Origin of the sequence: Arcobacter lacus, assembly GCF_003063295.1 — a bacterium.
In the GTDB taxonomy this organism is placed as follows: Bacteria; Campylobacterota; Campylobacteria; order Campylobacterales; family Arcobacteraceae; genus Aliarcobacter; species Aliarcobacter lacus.
The window spans coordinates 218,865-234,118 of sequence record NZ_MUXF01000010.1 but is presented as its reverse complement, the minus strand read 5'-3'; the positions used below and the strand labels follow the sequence as shown (position 1 = coordinate 234,118).

The 15,254-nt window shown below is 24.6% G+C and carries 16 protein-coding genes; 3 read left to right on the top strand and 13 right to left on the bottom strand.

From position 1 onward, the window contains the following. Positions 1 to 39 precede the first annotated feature (39 nt). Entirely contained in the window at positions 40 to 729 is a 690-nt protein-coding gene (locus tag B0175_RS06795; RefSeq protein ID WP_108527880.1) for a response regulator transcription factor, read from the bottom strand. Next, a complete protein-coding gene (locus B0175_RS06790) occupies positions 726 to 2,123 on the bottom strand; it encodes a PAS domain-containing sensor histidine kinase (RefSeq protein ID WP_210004294.1) in 1,398 nt (465 codons plus the stop codon). The genes B0175_RS06795 and B0175_RS06790 overlap by 4 nt, the downstream gene beginning before the upstream one ends. A gap of 103 nt (positions 2,124 to 2,226) precedes the next feature. On the opposite strand from B0175_RS06790, the gene B0175_RS06785 reads away from it, so the two are divergent. Continuing rightward, complete coding sequence (locus B0175_RS06785) at positions 2,227 to 3,561, top strand: DEAD/DEAH box helicase (protein ID WP_322873863.1); 1,335 nt, start codon at positions 2,227 to 2,229, stop codon at positions 3,559 to 3,561. Positions 3,562 to 3,587: 26 nt separating this feature from the next. Here B0175_RS06785 and B0175_RS06780 read toward each other — a convergent pair whose 3' ends face one another. The 6 genes from B0175_RS06780 to B0175_RS06755 form a co-directional block, all read right to left on the bottom strand. Next, entirely contained in the window at positions 3,588 to 4,289 is a 702-nt protein-coding gene (locus B0175_RS06780) for a LytR/AlgR family response regulator transcription factor (protein WP_228156079.1), read from the bottom strand. A gap of 11 nt (positions 4,290 to 4,300) precedes the next feature. After that, positions 4,301 to 5,290 carry a sensor histidine kinase gene (locus B0175_RS06775; RefSeq protein ID WP_108527877.1) on the bottom strand — a complete coding sequence of 330 codons (990 nt, stop codon included), beginning with the start codon at positions 5,288 to 5,290 and terminating at the stop codon, positions 4,301 to 4,303. Next, entirely contained in the window at positions 5,277 to 6,698 is a 1,422-nt protein-coding gene (locus B0175_RS06770; RefSeq protein WP_108527876.1) for an NAD(P)-binding protein, read from the bottom strand. The genes B0175_RS06775 and B0175_RS06770 overlap by 14 nt, the downstream gene beginning before the upstream one ends. After that, positions 6,685 to 8,037: a cryptochrome/photolyase family protein gene (locus B0175_RS06765; RefSeq protein ID WP_108527875.1), complete on the bottom strand. Its 1,353-nt coding sequence runs from the start codon at positions 8,035 to 8,037 to the stop codon at positions 6,685 to 6,687. The genes B0175_RS06770 and B0175_RS06765 overlap by 14 nt, the downstream gene beginning before the upstream one ends. Then, on the bottom strand, positions 8,037 to 8,993 hold the full coding sequence (locus B0175_RS06760; protein WP_108527874.1) for a YbgA family protein: 957 nt from the start codon (positions 8,991 to 8,993) through the stop codon (positions 8,037 to 8,039). Before B0175_RS06760 ends, B0175_RS06765 begins: the two co-directional genes overlap by 1 nt. A 65-nt stretch (positions 8,994 to 9,058) precedes the next feature. Then, a complete protein-coding gene (locus tag B0175_RS06755; protein ID WP_108527873.1) occupies positions 9,059 to 9,574 on the bottom strand; it encodes a 3'-5' exonuclease in 516 nt (171 codons plus the stop codon). Between the two features lie 60 nt (positions 9,575 to 9,634). On the opposite strand from B0175_RS06755, the gene B0175_RS06750 reads away from it, so the two are divergent. Beyond that, positions 9,635 to 10,450 carry a flagellin N-terminal helical domain-containing protein gene (locus tag B0175_RS06750; RefSeq protein WP_108527872.1) on the top strand — a complete coding sequence of 272 codons (816 nt, stop codon included), beginning with the start codon at positions 9,635 to 9,637 and terminating at the stop codon, positions 10,448 to 10,450. A 26-nt stretch (positions 10,451 to 10,476) separates the two neighbouring features. Here B0175_RS06750 and B0175_RS06745 read toward each other — a convergent pair whose 3' ends face one another. From B0175_RS06745 to B0175_RS06725, 5 genes are all read right to left on the bottom strand, one after another. Then, a complete protein-coding gene (locus tag B0175_RS06745) occupies positions 10,477 to 10,929 on the bottom strand; it encodes a glycine zipper 2TM domain-containing protein (protein ID WP_108527871.1) in 453 nt (150 codons plus the stop codon). Between the two features lie 68 nt (positions 10,930 to 10,997). Next, on the bottom strand, positions 10,998 to 11,339 hold the full coding sequence (locus tag B0175_RS06740) for a hypothetical protein (protein WP_108527870.1): 342 nt from the start codon (positions 11,337 to 11,339) through the stop codon (positions 10,998 to 11,000). Further along, a complete protein-coding gene (locus tag B0175_RS06735; protein ID WP_228156075.1) occupies positions 11,333 to 12,529 on the bottom strand; it encodes a sensor histidine kinase in 1,197 nt (398 codons plus the stop codon). Before B0175_RS06735 ends, B0175_RS06740 begins: the two co-directional genes overlap by 7 nt. Further along, entirely contained in the window at positions 12,477 to 13,142 is a 666-nt protein-coding gene (locus B0175_RS06730) for a response regulator transcription factor (protein WP_108527930.1), read from the bottom strand. Before B0175_RS06730 ends, B0175_RS06735 begins: the two co-directional genes overlap by 53 nt. After that, complete coding sequence (locus B0175_RS06725; protein WP_108527868.1) at positions 13,132 to 13,380, bottom strand: DUF1104 domain-containing protein; 249 nt, start codon at positions 13,378 to 13,380, stop codon at positions 13,132 to 13,134. The genes B0175_RS06730 and B0175_RS06725 overlap by 11 nt, the downstream gene beginning before the upstream one ends. A 95-nt stretch (positions 13,381 to 13,475) precedes the next feature. Here B0175_RS06725 and B0175_RS06720 point away from each other — a divergent pair, with 95 nt between their 5' ends. After that, a complete protein-coding gene (locus tag B0175_RS06720) occupies positions 13,476 to 15,245 on the top strand; it encodes an ABC transporter ATP-binding protein (protein WP_108527867.1) in 1,770 nt (589 codons plus the stop codon). The last annotated feature ends 9 nt before the right edge of the window (positions 15,246 to 15,254 follow it).

The following is a 15,254-nucleotide window of genomic DNA, read 5'->3' as shown; positions in this document are numbered from 1 at the left end:
TTAATAATATTTTTATTATTTATATTTTTATATCAAAAATTAAAAATTAATTTTATATCCTTCATTAAAAATATTCAAAATTAGATTTTCTGGAACTTTTTTTCTTAATCTTTTCACCATATTTTTAAGTCCATTTAAATTTATTTCATCCTCAAAGTTCCAAACATATTCAAAAATTTCATCATAAGTAAATACTTTATTTCTTTTTGAAAGAAGTAAATCTAAAAAGAGTTTTTCTTTATTTGTAAGATCAATTACTTTATTATAATGTTTTAATTCTTTTATAGTTAAATCCCAACTATATTTTTCTGGTAATTCTATTTTTTGAATCGACTGAATATCATAATTTAACAATTCGTCAATAACTAATTCTAAAGCATCTTTTAAATCTTTTCTATTAACCGGTTTTATTAGATATTTCGTAAGTTTTAATGTCACAGCTTCCAGTAAAAATGTTCTATCACTATGAGCTGTCATTATAATAGCTTTTGTAGTCATATCTTTTTCTCTTATTTTTTTGAGTAATTCTAATCCATTTATTTTTGGAATATTTATATCTACTATCAAAATATCTGGTTTATATAACTCATAAAGTTTATAAGCTTCTTCACCATCTGAAGCTTCATAAACTTCACTAAAAAACATTTTCAAATATGTTATATAATTTTTTCTAATTGCATCTTCATCTTCAACAAATAAAATTTTGTATGGATATATTTCTTCCATCATACTTTTCCTTTTGGTATTCTAATGATAAAACAAGCACCATTTACCTTATTTTCAACACTTAAAAAACCTAATAAACTATTTTCAACAACCATTTTAGCAATATAAAGTCCCAATCCTGTTCCTTGAGCTTTATGTTTTGTTGTAAAATATGGCTCAAAAATTTTATCCAATAAATCTGAATTTATCCCTAATGCATTATCTTCTATAGAAATAACTATATTTTCATTATCAGTATATGCATTTATTAAAATTTTTGGGAAATGAACATTCATGAGAATAAGAGCATCTATTGCATTATTTACAATTATTAAAATAACCTGTTGTAATTCTCCTAGATAACTATTGATTTTTAAGTCTTTTTCAACACTTATTTCCATTTGAATATGATAAGAGTGAATTAATCCTTTTAAAACATCACTAGCTTTTTGTACGGCTTCTTCTACTTTAAAAATAGTTTTTTTCTTATTTGGATTAAAAAAATTTTTAAAATCGCTAATAGTTTTTGACATATAAGAAGTTAAAGATTCTATTTCTGTTAATTTATTTTCTACCATAGCATCTTTAAAATTATACTTTTCCAACATTGCATCAATTAAAATAACCGATGAATTTATTTGAGCTAAAGGTTGTCTCCATTGATGTGCGATATTTTCTATCATTTCACCCATTTGAGCTAATTTATTTTGTTGCATTATCATAAGTTGTTGTTTTGTATTTTTTGTTATTTCATTTTCAATTCTTTTTTCTAAAGAACTATTTAAATTTTCTAATTGTGATTTTGCAAGTTTTAGTTCTAAAGCATTTTCACTAATTGACATTTCATAGTTTCTTTGTTGTGTAATATCTAATCCCACATTTATAGTTTCACCATTTGGAAGTTTTATATTTGCCCATTTTACAACTAATGTTTCTCCCTTTTTTGTTTTTGGATACCACTCTTCAAAGCTATTACTTATATTCTCAAATGATTTCATAACATCTTCACAAACTTTTGGATCATCATAAAATAGGCTCAAAGAGTTCTTTTTATTTTTTATTTCGTCAAAAGTCCAACCAAAAACTTTCTCACACTCTTTATTCCATAAAATAATTTTTCCATTTTTATCAAATGAATTTAAAAAAATTGGTGCAATATCAAAAAGCGTTCTAAACTTTGCTTCACTCTCTTTTAATTTAAAATTCCAATATATAAATGTACCCACTAAAATCAATGCTAGAAGTGCTATTTGTATAATTGATTCATAGTCTATTTCAATTTGATTATTTATTAAAAGAGAATTTTCTAAAAAAACGAAAATTTTTTTTGAATCTAAAGAATCACCGTTAGAATAGAGATTTGAATTAAAAAAATAAAAAATCAATAAAAGATATTTCAATACTAACTCTCTTTTCATTTAGATATTTTATTCTATAAAATTCTTACAAAAAATCTACTAAATTGTAATTTTCTATAAAAAAACAAAAATTTAGAACTAATATCTTTTTAGATATAATCTAATAAAATTAAGATTAGAAGGATCTCTTATAAAAACTTTTACATCATTAGAATTAAATGAAAATATACTAAAAGCTATTGAAGAATTAGAATACAAAGAACCAACAGAAATTCAACAAAAAGCGATTCCACTTGCACTTAAAAAAAGAGATATTTTAGCTGCTGCTCAAAGTGGGACAGGAAAAACAGCTGCTTTTTTATTGCCAATATTAGAAGATTTATTAGAGCAAAAACAAAAAAATGAGTTAGCTATTCTAAGAGCTTTAATATTAGTTCCAACAAGAGAACTTGCAACTCAAATCAGTAAAGCAATTGAAGATTATGCAAAATATATGAATGTTGAAAAACTTGCTGTTTTTGGTGGAGTTTCATCAACAGAACAGATGAGAAAACTTTCTAAAGGAGTTGATATTTTAGTTTCAACAAGTGGAAGATTAATGGAACACTTAAGAAATAAAAGTGTTGATTTATCTAGTGTTTCTACTGTTGTTATTGATGAAGTTGATACTATGCTTGCTATGGGGTTTTTAGAAGATATTGAAAAAATTCTTCCAAATGTTGGACCACATAGACAAATCATGATGTTTAGTGCAACAATGAATCAAAATGTAAAAAAACTTGCAAAAGAATTTTTACAAGACCCTGTTGTAATTGAAGTTGCAAGTCAACGTTCAAGTGTAAAAATAATTGAGCAACAAATTGTTTTAGTAGATCTTGATAAAAAGGCAGAACTTTTATCATACCTAATTGGTTCAAGAAACTATTCTCAAGTTTTAGTTTTTGTAAATATGAAAAAAGAAGCTGATGATTTAGTAACTCATCTAAATCTTGATGGATTACCAGCAGAGTGTATTCATGGTGACGTTAGACAAACTGCACGTGCAAAAGCTTTAAGAAAATTCAAATCAGGTGATATTAGAGTTTTAGTTGCAACTGATATAGCTGCACGTGGAATTGATATCGAACTTTTACCTGTTGTTGTAAATTTTGCACTTCCTGAAACAATTGCAGATTATACTCATAGAATTGGAAGAACAGGACGAGCTGGAAATGCTGGAACTGCAATCACACTTTTAAGTGTAAAAGATTATAAATTTATGATTGAGATTGAAAAAGAGTTAATCTTAAATATTCCAAGAATTGAAGTTGAAGGTTTTGAAACAACAGAAAAAAAACCAAGATTATTTAAAGCAAGACCAAAACCATTAAGTCAAAAAAAAGCAGAAGCTAAAAAAGCAACTCAAAAAAGTGAATTTACAAAAACAAATACACCAAAAAAATCTTCTAAAAAGAAAAAAACTACAAAAAGAGATCAAAATAGAAGTTTTAGAAAATAACTAAATCTTCTATCTTTTTTATTAATTTACAAACTTCTTCTTTCTAAATATTCTCTAAACTCTTTAGCTCCCTCTTTTGAACTTGTAATTATTTCACTAATTCCATCAAAAGATATTTCAAGTTTTGATTGTTCTATACTTCTCATAGATTTAATCTTATCAACATTTATTATATAAGAACGATGTATTCTAAAAAAGTTTTTATTTTTCAATAACTCTTCTAAATCACCTATTTTTCTTCTTACATAAGCATCTGCTTCTTTTATTTTAATAATTACTTCGTCTAAATCAGCTTTTATATAATAAATATCATTTATATCAATCAAATATAGTTTATCACCTCTTTTTCCTAATATCTTTTTTGATTCATCTAAATTTGAACTTTTAAATAATCTGATTTTTTCTAAAATATTTTTTATATCTTTTGATTCAATTGGTTTTACTAAATAACCCATTCCTCCACTTTGGAAAGCCTTTAAAGCAAACTCCTCAAAAGCTGTTTGAAAAACTATAAATGTTTTTGGCTCAATATTTATAATCGAATCAGCAAGTTCAAAACCACTTATATTTGGCATAGAAATATCTAAAAATACAACATCAAATTTTGTTTTTGTTATCTCTTTTAAAGCATCTATTGGATTATTAAATTCTACAATATCATCAACATTGTTTTCATTTAAAAGCCTTTTTAGTCTACTAAGTGCTAGTTTTTCATCATCAACAATCATAACTTTCAAATTCAATCCTTTAATATAATTATAAATTTCATCATATTTTCTTCAATTTGAAATTTAAGTTTACCAATTTTTTGTAAAACTAATCTTCTTTCTAAATTTGACAATCCTGTTCCAAATTTTAAATTTTCAGTTAATTTACCATTGTTTAAAACAATAATATTATTATTTTCAAATTTTATATAAATTTCTAATTTTTTACCTAAAAATCCATGTTTAATAGCATTTTCAACTAAAAGTTGTACAGAAAACTTTGGAACTTTTATACTTTTTATTTTTTCAAAATCACTTATATATAAAACAATTTGTTCATCAAATCTTATATTTTCAATATTTACATAAGTTTTCACCATAGAAAGTTCTGTTTCTAGAGTTATTAAACTCTCTTTATTTATAGCATTTCTTAAAAATTTTGATATTTCAATAATAGCATTTTCTGCTTTTTGCTGATTTTGATAAATTAACTCTGAAACAGAATTTAAAGCATTAAATAAAAAATGAGGATTTAATTCATTTTCTAAGGCTCTAAGTTTTGTTTCTAAAATCTCTGTTTTTATCTCTTCATTTTTATATTTCATAGAAATAAACTGATGCAAAATCAATCCAACCAAAAAAGTCAAAAATCCAATAGTTATAGAAATATTTAACCAAAAAGAGGTTATTAATTCAATAATTTTATATTCACTATTAGAAAAAATAAAAAAACTAAAAGAAAAACCTAAAAACCCTGCCAAAAAAGAGAAAATAAAACTTATCAAATACCAAAACTTTTTATTCATTTTTGGAAGAATAAATTTATTAGAAATAGTAATTAAAAAAAATGCAAATAAAGAGATAAAAAAAGCACTAATTGTACTAAAAAAAATTGTATTCAAATTTTGTAAATCTTTATTTAAAAAATAAAAAAACAGTGATATAAAAAATCCAAAAAATGCTCCAATTATGATTATATAAAGCCAATCTTTTGGTGATATTTTTAATTCAACTATTTGCATTTAATTCCTTGTTTAAAACATTAACACCTATTGCTATTCCTGGCCAACCTTGTCCTGCAAAAACTGTATCTCCAATATTATATAAACCTTTAAAAGGAGTATTACAACTTGGAAGTTCAGTCAAATTCTTGATTGTAATTGCTTTTCCACCACAATTAAGTCTATTTATATATCTATTAAACGTTTTAGATGTTGCACAAAAAGAAATTTTTATATCTTCAAATTTTATATTTTCAAAATTATTTAGAAATTGATTTATAATATAATTTTTTGTAAATTCTTTTTTTTCTTCATATTCAATTTCTGAAAGATTTTGCCAAAATAAAGCTTTTATATGAGTTGAAATAGTTATAGAATAACCATCTTTTGAGAGTTTTTCATCATTTTTATGGGAAAATGAAACAAAAAAAGAGTTTGATATACAATTTGGAATATTCTCTTTTAAAATTATTTGATAGTGATGTAAAAAGTTCTCTTTTGAGTTTAGTTTTAAATAAACAACAAAAGCACTTTGGTCATTAAATGAAAACTTTTCATAATATCTTTTTATATCTTCATCTAAAAAAAGTTTTGAACTCTCAAATATTGTAGAATTTAATATAACTTTTGAAGCTAAATATTCATCTTTTGTTGAAATTATTTTATATTTATCTTCAAATCTTTCTATAGAAATTATCTCTTCTTTTTTTTGTACAGTTACCTCTTTTAATAAATCTTCAACTATTTTTCCCATTCCACCATTTGAGTAATAAACTTTGTGAAAAGGATAAGATAATCCTAAACTCAAAGCAAGAAGTGACAAATCTTTAGAAGTTGTTTGCAAAGTTATCAAAAGTTGTGAATCTATAAAAGCTTTATACTCTTTTGAAATATTTGGTAAAACTTCATTTATATATCCATTGGCAGTTTTGAACAATAAAAATCCGAACTCTTTGAAAAGTTCAACTATAAAAAGTGCTGTTTTAACGTATGCTTTAAAACTATATTTTGAATAATATATATTTTTTAATCTCCAAAATTTTTCATCTATCTCTTTTATAGTTTTCCAAAAAATTCTATTGTTTTCATGATAATAAACACTATTTAAATTTGATAAAAACTCTTCAAAATTTTCAACTCTATCAACTATTTTTTTATTTTGAATTGTTCTAATTGCCACGTTACTTTCAATTAAATCAGGTTTTAATCCAACTTCATCAAATATTTTTTTTATTACATGATTCTCTTCATATCCTACAAAAGTTGTTGCTCCTGTGTTAAAAAACTCTCCAAATCGTTTAAATGTAGAAGCACAACCACCTAAGTTTTTATCTTTTTCAAAAAGTATTAAATCTTTTTTTTGATTTAGTGAAGCAATCATTGCCCCACCAATTCCACTACCAATAACTGCAATTTCAACTTTTTTCATTGTTTGCTCTTTTAAACTCTTCAATTGCCCTATTTCTTGAAAATTCAATACTTACTATTTGAGCTGGATAATTTAAAAATAAATTTGATTGAACACCATTTTCAGTATGGATTAGTTTAGGATTTACCTCTTTTAGTTCTAAGATTACTGATTTTATAAAAATTGCATCTTTATCAAATTTTGCACTTTGTAAATATGGATTAAAAATCCTAAAATAAGGAACTGAATCAGCTCCAGTACTAGCTGCCCATTGCCAAGAACCGATATTTGAACTTGCTTCATAATCAAGTAGTTTTGAAGCAAAATATTCTTCACCTCTTTTCCAATCTATTAACAAATTTTTTGTTAGATATGAAGAAACAATCATTCTTAAACGATTGTGCATAGTATGAGATTGATTGAAATATCTCATGGCTGCATCAATTAGTGGAACACCTGTATTTCCCTCGCACCATTTTTGATAATTATCTTCATTTAAAGACCAATTTACTTTTATTTCATTTAGATTTTCAAACTCGCTTTTTGGAAAATGATACAAAATATAGTTATAAAACTCTCTCCAAAAAAGCTCTCGTATATAAAAATCTTTTTGACTTTGAATTGCTCTTACTTTTTTTATTTTATTAAAAAGTTCTCGAGGACTTATTAGTCCAAATCTTAAATGAACAGCTAAAGAAGAAGTTGCATTTTTATAAAAAAAATCTCTATCTTCTTGATAATTTGAAATTTTTAAAGAAAATTCATCTATAAGTTCATCTACACTTTTTTCTAAAAACTCTGGTAATTTCTGCTCAATAAAACCCAACTCTTTTAACGTTGGAACAAATTCATAATCAAACTCTAGTTTCTTTAGATTTTTATTTCTTTCAAATAAAACTAAACTCTCACTTTCCCAAATAAAACTAAGTGATTTATAAAAAGGAGTAAAAACTTTGTATGGAGTTTCATCTTTTTTTAAAACATCTTTTGGATGAATTATAAATGAATCTGTAAAAGTTTGTATTGGAATAATTTTAGATATCTCTTTATCTCTTTTTTTTGCATAATTATCAAAATCAACTGAACATAAAACAGAATCAAAGCCCTTGATTTTTAGATTTTCAAAAACTTCTTTGGGAATTCCATAAAATATTGCTAAATCAAGTCCAATACTTTTTAAATCTTCTTTTAATTTTAAAACGCTTTTATAAATAAATGTAACTCTTTTATCATCTTTAGAAAGTTTATCTAAGATATTTTTATCGAATATAAATATAGGCAACACTTCATCTTTAGCATTAGCTAATATTGCACTATCAGTTATTCTTAAATCTCTTCTAAACCATAAAATTTGTTTCATTATTTATAAGCCTTAATGTCACTTCGTAAAGCTAATTCACTTGGATATGGATTTAAAAATTTTTGAATTTTTAAGTACGCTACATCAAATCTTTTTACATACAAATTTATAAGTTTCATAACTGCAATCAAAGGAATAATCTTCTCTTTATACTCACTCAAAGCTTGTAAAATTTCTTCTTTTTCCTCTTTAGTAATAAGTTTTTTAAAATATCCAAAAATATGAAGAAGTACGTTGTAAGTTTTATTCAGACTTCCTTTTAAACTAATTGCTTTTAAAAACTCTTCTTTGTACTTTTCTAAAATCTCATTTAATTGTTTTTTATCTTTATTTGCAACAATTCTTCCTAAAGTTGTATATGCTTTTTGAGATTTTGAATAGATTAAATATTTATAAGAAGTGTGGAAAATCACTAAATCATTCAAAGTTGGTTTTGATTTTAAAAACTCAAATAGATGTTGATATGCAAAAATTTGCATCAAAAAATTTTCCCTAAGCCAAGGATCAATCAATCTTCCCTCTTCTTCAACTGGTAAATATGGATATTTTTCTTTTATTTTTTTTGCAAAAACTCCAACACCATTTTTCACGCTAGGAGCATTAAAAGGTTTATAAACTTTTACCCTCTCCATTCCACAAGTAGGAGACGCAGATTTTAAAATAAAACCACACAAATCATCATTTTCAATTATATTTACACATTCAGTTGAAATATTTTCAAGTTCAGTTGTCACATCTTTTGGATTTTTTGTTGAAGTTACAATTTTAAGTTGTCCATTTTCATCCAAAGTTTGTCTAATAGCCTCTCGAGGACTTCCCCAAATTATAGTTTCAGGACAATAAGATGACGTTTCAAAATATTTTTGCAAAACATCAACTATAAATTTATCAGTTGCTCCTACACCATCATATCGACATTTTGTTCCTAGTAAACATGCAGAAACTCCTAATTTCATAAGAAATCCTTTTTTATTTTATTTTATAACAAAAAAAGGTCTATTTGTAGGTAAATTTTTTCACTTTATAGATTTAAATTCATTCTTTTTAAAATTTCATAAGTCTTTGTTACATCATAAGTTGCACTATGATATTTTTCGCCATCAAATTCTATTCCATAATATAAACAAGTTTCATCAAGCTTTGGATTTTTTACTCTTCCATTTTTTCCAAAAACATTTACAATTTTTTTATTTTCATTCATTGTACAAATATGATTTTCAAATTTAACTCGATTGTTTATATGTCTTAATTCAAACTTTATATTATGAGCAACTAAAGTCTTACTTCCAAAACAAAACTCTTCAAAATCTTCATCTTCACTGAAATAAGAACTATAATTTTTATCTTTTCTATAATCAAGAATTAATTCAGGAGTTAATCTATGAACAGCATAAGAATAAAAATTTAGAGGAAACCTTGAAAGATAATATCTATGAAATTTATCTAAAATATTAAATTCTTTATCTATTTTAACAGCAGCAATTTCTATTACGTCACCAATATTTGAACTATTTGTTTCAAAATCTAAAATTATCATGATGATATTTTATAATATTTAAGCTAAAATGGATTAAATATATTGAAAAAGGAGTTTATTATGAAGGTAAATGATTCTCTCTCGTTAAATCAAGATTTATACATAAATGCTTCTCGTACTTTAGCAAATCCTTCTTCTTATGGAACACAAGAAGAAAATTCTGCTTATAGTATAAATGTAAATCCTCAATTATCTACTAGAGCTGTTAATACTTATGAAAATGAGATTAAAAACACGAATCAGGCAATGGCAGCAAATCAAACTGCAACAAATGCTATGGAAAAACAATCAGAACTTTTAGATAATATAAAAGATAAACTACAAAAAGCTAGTGAAACAACAAATGAAGAAGATAGACAAAATCTTTTAAAAGATATTCAAACAAAGTTAGAAGATTTAAATAATGTTGCAAAAAACACAACTTTTAACAATAGTAATTTACTTCAGAATAGTTCTACGGATAGTTCAGCATCAGTAGCAACTCAATATCAAGTTGGTTTAGGTAAAGGTCAAGTTGTAGAGATTCCATCTTTACAGTCAAATACGCAAGGATTAAATCTTACAACTTTAGTAAATCAAGACCCAACAAATTTTGGTGTTGAAGATGCTCAAAGTTTTTTAACAAATGTAAATGATGCTATTAAAAAAGTAGATGATAATATAACAGACTTTAAGAAAACTCAAGAAAAACTTGAAGATACAAGAAAAGATTTACTCTCAAAAAGAGAAACAACAATAAACACAACAAATCTTTTTGCTGATTATTCAAAAGATTCAACAAGTTTTTCTAAACAAAATATCTTTTCACTTGCAGGTTCAATAGGGCTATCTCAAGCAAATTTGAATCAAGATATGGTTTCAAAACTTCTTAAATAAAAAAAGGTTTGAGTTAAAACTCAAACCTATCTTCCATAATAAAATCCACCATGAACCCCTTTTTTTGGAGGAGGACCATATCTGTGAGGTGGATAATAAGGTCTATAATATCCTATAGGAACAACATATCTTGGAGGATATGGGTCATTATAAATAATCGTCACTTGAGAATTTGGTTGAGTATAATAAGGATCAGAATAATAGTTATTATTTACATAAGTTGTTCCTGTACTATATCCACTATTTGGGTAATTATTATTGTAATATGTTGTGGGAGCTGTATTTCTTGAATTATTTGCAATAACTGCACCTAACAATCCACCAGCTACTTTTGCAACATCTTTACCATTTCCACTTCCAATTTGATTTCCAATAGCAACACCAAGAGTTGCTCCAACAACAGTATCTAAACCAATAGAATTATTGTCTGCAAAAACCAAAGAACCAGAAACTAAAAACATTGCTAGAATCTTTTTCATTCTTATATCCTTTCTTTTATATTAAAACTTCAAAATAATAGATGCAAATTGTGTATTTATTGTGAAAATTATTTTAATTTTCCAGAGACTTTATACTCTTCCCAATAGCTATCCAAAGCCTTGTTTAAATCTTCATCAGAGAGTTTTGTTTTCTTTTTTACACCAAATCTTTTAATAAATGATTCTGGCATTATTGTAGTTTCAGCAGTTGGATTTTTCAAAAAATCAAACATTGCTTTTTTTACAGCTTTTTCACTACTATAATCTAATAAATACCTATAAAAGTATTTATCAATTGATACAGGCAATCTATTATGGCATTTCACACAATTTGTTTCATAAATATCTTTTTCATCCTTTGCAAATGAAAATATAATAAATAAACTAAAAATTAAAAGAACTCTTACCATCTTATTTTTACCTTTGTACCAACTCCTAACTGTGAAGTTACATCTATTTTAAAATCATACTCTTTTGCTATTAAAGATACAATATTTAAACCTATTCCAAAACCACCTACACTTTTATCAAATCTTTGATATCTATCAAAAAGGTTTTCAAGATTTTCACTACTCATTCCTTTTCCACTATCTTCAATTATCATACTATTTTTTGTAAGTATAACTTTAATAAATCCAGAATTTTTATTGTATTTAATCGCATTTGAAAGTAAATTATCTATTAATTTTGATATTTTTTTAACATCACAAAAAATAAATACATTATCTTTTATATTTGTTTCAAATCTAATCTTCTTCATATTTGCAATACTTAAGAAGAAATCAACTCTTTGTCTTACTATATTTGACAGATTTATATTTTCATTATTTGAGATTATCTGATTATTTAAAGTAACAAAAGTCAAATCTTCATATATATTTGAAATAGTTTTTGCTCCTATTTCTATTCTATTTATTTTTCGTAAAGTTTTATCATCTAACAAACTTTTATCTATTGTTTCTATATTTGTAATTATTGCAGTTACAGGAGTATTTAATTCATGAGTTGTATCTTTTATAAATCTATCAAGTAGATGTAAAGCATCACGCATTGGTTTTAAAAATAGTTTCGAAATAAAATATCCTACAAATATCATAAATAAAAATGCTAATAAAAAACCTACAATCATCTTATATTTAATATTTTCAAACCATATATGGTCATCAGGAATTTCAACAATAACATATTTTGAACCTAAATAGTAAGACTCAGGTTCTTTTATAAAATGGATTTTGTCATTTTTTAAATATATTACATCATCTAATTTAACTGTTTGTGATTGTAAAGTTGAAAAAATCTTTTTTTTATCACTATCATAAATAGCAGATTTGTATTTTTCATCTCTTGGATAAATATTGTCTTTATCAATATTTATGTGAAGTTCTTTTAAATTTGAAATTAAACTATTTGAATAAGTTTGTAAGATTTGTCTTTTTTCTTGTAACATTAAATCTTTTTGAAACTGATAATATAAAAAAAACATAACACAAAGAATAACAAGAACTAAAAAAGAGTATAAAAGACTAAATCCTAAAAGTGTTCTAGTTTCACTCTTGGTTAAATCTATATCCAAGTTTCTTAACGCTAACAATTTTTTCACTTCCTAATATTTTTCTAAGATTTTTAATATAAGTTCTTAAAGAGTTATCACTATACTCTTCGTCATATTCCCAAACATAACTATATATTTTATCATGTGGCAAAAGTTCATTTGGATGTTGTAAAAGTATCTTTAAAAGTTTTAACTCTTTTAAATTAAGTTTAATCTCTTCACCATCACACTTTAATTCATTTGAAATTACATTAAAACTTATATTTGGAGTAATAACTATTTCATCTTTTTTTACAAACTCTCTTTTTAGTAAAGTTTGAATACGAATTAAAAGCTCTTTTAAAGCAAAAGGTTTTCTAATATAATCGTCACAACCACTAGAAAATCCTTCTTCAAGTGAATCTACAGAGTTTAAAGATGTTATAAAAATAGCTGGAACTGTATCATTTTGAACTCTAACTTCTTTTAAAACATCAAAACCATTTTTATTTGGAACATTTACATCAAGTAGAAGTAAATCATAATTATGTTCATAAATTGATTCGATTGCTTCATCACCATCATAAACACAAGTTACATCAAAACCTTCATCTATTAAATATTCACTTACTGTTTCACTTAAGTTACAATCATCTTCCAGTAATAAAATTTTACTCTTCATCATCTACTTGCTTCTCTTGGGGGTTTTTGTCTTCATTTAATCTTTTTTCATATTGCGTTTTTTCATTTACAGTCATTTTAGGAATCCTAAAATCCAACTCTTTTTGAAAAGCACTTTTGTCTTTTTCATCTACAAAACCAATAATTTCTATTAACTCTTGCGTACTCATTTCTGAATAATTTTCTTTTGCAAAAGCAAAACCAGCAACCAATAACCCCACAAGAAAAATCTTTTTCATCAATTCAACTCTTTCCAACACTTTTTTTTGTTTGATTGTAGCATAACAAATGTATAATAATCGTAGAATAAATCAAAAAATAGGCTAAAAAAATTATGAATGAGAAAATATCTTTAAAATATATATTTAAACTTTTACTAAAAAATAAAAAATCACTTATATTTGGACAAATAATAACAATATTTGCTATTTTGATAAGTATTCCAATTCCCCTACTTTTACCTTTACTTGTAGATGAAGTTCTACTTGAAAAACCAGCTTTTATAGTAAATAATTTAAAAAATATAGGAATAGAATCTATATTATATTATATTGTAATCATAACTTTTATAGTTATATTTTTAAGATTTGCATATTTAATTTTAGGTGTAATTACAACAAAAATATTTACAAAAATTTCAAAATATGTAACTTTCAATATACGAAAAAAACTTTTAAATCATCTAAAAATAGTAAATATGAATGAATATGAAAGTTTAGGAAGTGGTAGTATTGCTGCAAATTTAATAACGGATGTTAATACTTTAGATAATTTTATAGTTTCAAGTTCAAGTAAACTTGTGGCTTCAACACTAACATTATTAGCTGTTGCTATTGTTGTTATAAAAATAGATTTGATTTTAGGATTAATGATTTTATTTATTCAACCAATTATTATGATTTTATCAAAAAAAATTGTAAATAAAACAGGAGAATTAAAAAAAGAAGAAAATAAAACAATAGAACTATTTCAAAATAATATAAATGAAACTTTGGATCTTTTTGGGCAAATAAAAGCAAGTAATAAAGAGAATTTCTTTTTTGAAAACTCTATAAAAAAAGCAAAAGATATTCAAATAGCTTCAAATGAGTTCAACTATAAAAGTGTAGCTTACGAAAGATTTTCTTTTACTATTTTTTTATTTGCTTTTGAAATATTTAGAGGGGTTGGTTTGATTATGGTTGCATACAGTGATTTATCAATTGGTTTAATGTTTGCAATGTTTGGATATATTTGGTTTATTATGACTCCAATTCAAGATATATTAACTATTCAATACTCACTTGCAAGTGCAAAAGCTGCTATAAATAGAATAAATAAGATTTTAGATTTAGAGTGTGAAAAAACTGGAAAAATATCGCTTGATAAAAATAGTAAAAAAGTAGATATTTCTATAAGAAACTTATCTTTTTCATATAAAAAAGATAAAGAAACTTTAAAAGATATCTCTTTTGATATAAAAAGTGGTGAAAAAATAGCAATAATTGGTTCAAGTGGGAGTGGAAAAACTACAATTTCACAAATAATTTCAGGATTTTATGCAAAAACAAGTGGAGATATTTTATATAACAATATAAGTGTTGATGAGATAGATAAACATAGTTTAAGAGATAATATTTTTTTAGTTTTACAAATGCCTATATTATTTAATAATACTTTACGATTTAATATCACTATGGGAGATGATAGTATAAGTGATGAAAAAATATATGAAGCTTTAAAAATAGCACAACTTTATGATACAGTTATTAATATGAGTGAAAAACTTGATACTATTGTTGGAAAATATGGAATTAGATTAAGTGGAGGTCAACGACAAAGATTATCTATTTCAAGAATGATAATAGCAAATCCAAATGTAATAATATTTGATGAATCAACTTCTGCACTTGATGTTCATACAGAAACAAAACTTTTTAGCGATTTAGAAAAGTTTTTAGAAGATAAAACTGTTATTACAATAGCTCATAGATTAAGTACAGTTAAAAATGCTTCTTATGTTTATGTACTTGAAGATGGAAAATTAGTTCAACAAGGAACTCATAAAGAGTTAGAACAAAAAGAAGGTCATTACTTAGAGTTTGTAAAACAACAATTAATTTAAAGAAAAGAT

What these genes read in the sequence shown, in the direction of transcription:
- B0175_RS06795 (WP_108527880.1), bottom strand. Translation starts at nt 729, where the DNA reads ATGATGGAAGAAATATATCCATACAAAATTTTATTTGTTGAAGATGAA.
- B0175_RS06790 (WP_210004294.1), bottom strand. Translation starts at nt 2,123, where the DNA reads ATGAAAAGAGAGTTAGTATTGAAATATCTTTTATTGATTTTTTATTTT.
- B0175_RS06780 (WP_228156079.1), bottom strand. Translation starts at nt 4,289, where the DNA reads ATGATTGTTGATGATGAAAAACTAGCACTTAGTAGACTAAAAAGGCTT.
- B0175_RS06775 (WP_108527877.1), bottom strand. Translation starts at nt 5,290, where the DNA reads ATGCAAATAGTTGAATTAAAAATATCACCAAAAGATTGGCTTTATATA.
- B0175_RS06770 (WP_108527876.1), bottom strand. Translation starts at nt 6,698, where the DNA reads ATGAAAAAAGTTGAAATTGCAGTTATTGGTAGTGGAATTGGTGGGGCA.
- B0175_RS06765 (WP_108527875.1), bottom strand. Translation starts at nt 8,037, where the DNA reads ATGAAACAAATTTTATGGTTTAGAAGAGATTTAAGAATAACTGATAGT.
- B0175_RS06760 (WP_108527874.1), bottom strand. Translation starts at nt 8,993, where the DNA reads ATGAAATTAGGAGTTTCTGCATGTTTACTAGGAACAAAATGTCGATAT.
- B0175_RS06755 (WP_108527873.1), bottom strand. Translation starts at nt 9,574, where the DNA reads ATGATAATTTTAGATTTTGAAACAAATAGTTCAAATATTGGTGACGTA.
- B0175_RS06750 (WP_108527872.1), top strand. Translation starts at nt 9,635, where the DNA reads ATGAAGGTAAATGATTCTCTCTCGTTAAATCAAGATTTATACATAAAT.
- B0175_RS06745 (WP_108527871.1), bottom strand. Translation starts at nt 10,929, where the DNA reads ATGAAAAAGATTCTAGCAATGTTTTTAGTTTCTGGTTCTTTGGTTTTT.
- B0175_RS06740 (WP_108527870.1), bottom strand. Translation starts at nt 11,339, where the DNA reads ATGGTAAGAGTTCTTTTAATTTTTAGTTTATTTATTATATTTTCATTT.
- B0175_RS06730 (WP_108527930.1), bottom strand. Translation starts at nt 13,142, where the DNA reads ATGAAGAGTAAAATTTTATTACTGGAAGATGATTGTAACTTAAGTGAA.
- B0175_RS06725 (WP_108527868.1), bottom strand. Translation starts at nt 13,380, where the DNA reads ATGAAAAAGATTTTTCTTGTGGGGTTATTGGTTGCTGGTTTTGCTTTT.
- B0175_RS06720 (WP_108527867.1), top strand. Translation starts at nt 13,476, where the DNA reads ATGAATGAGAAAATATCTTTAAAATATATATTTAAACTTTTACTAAAA.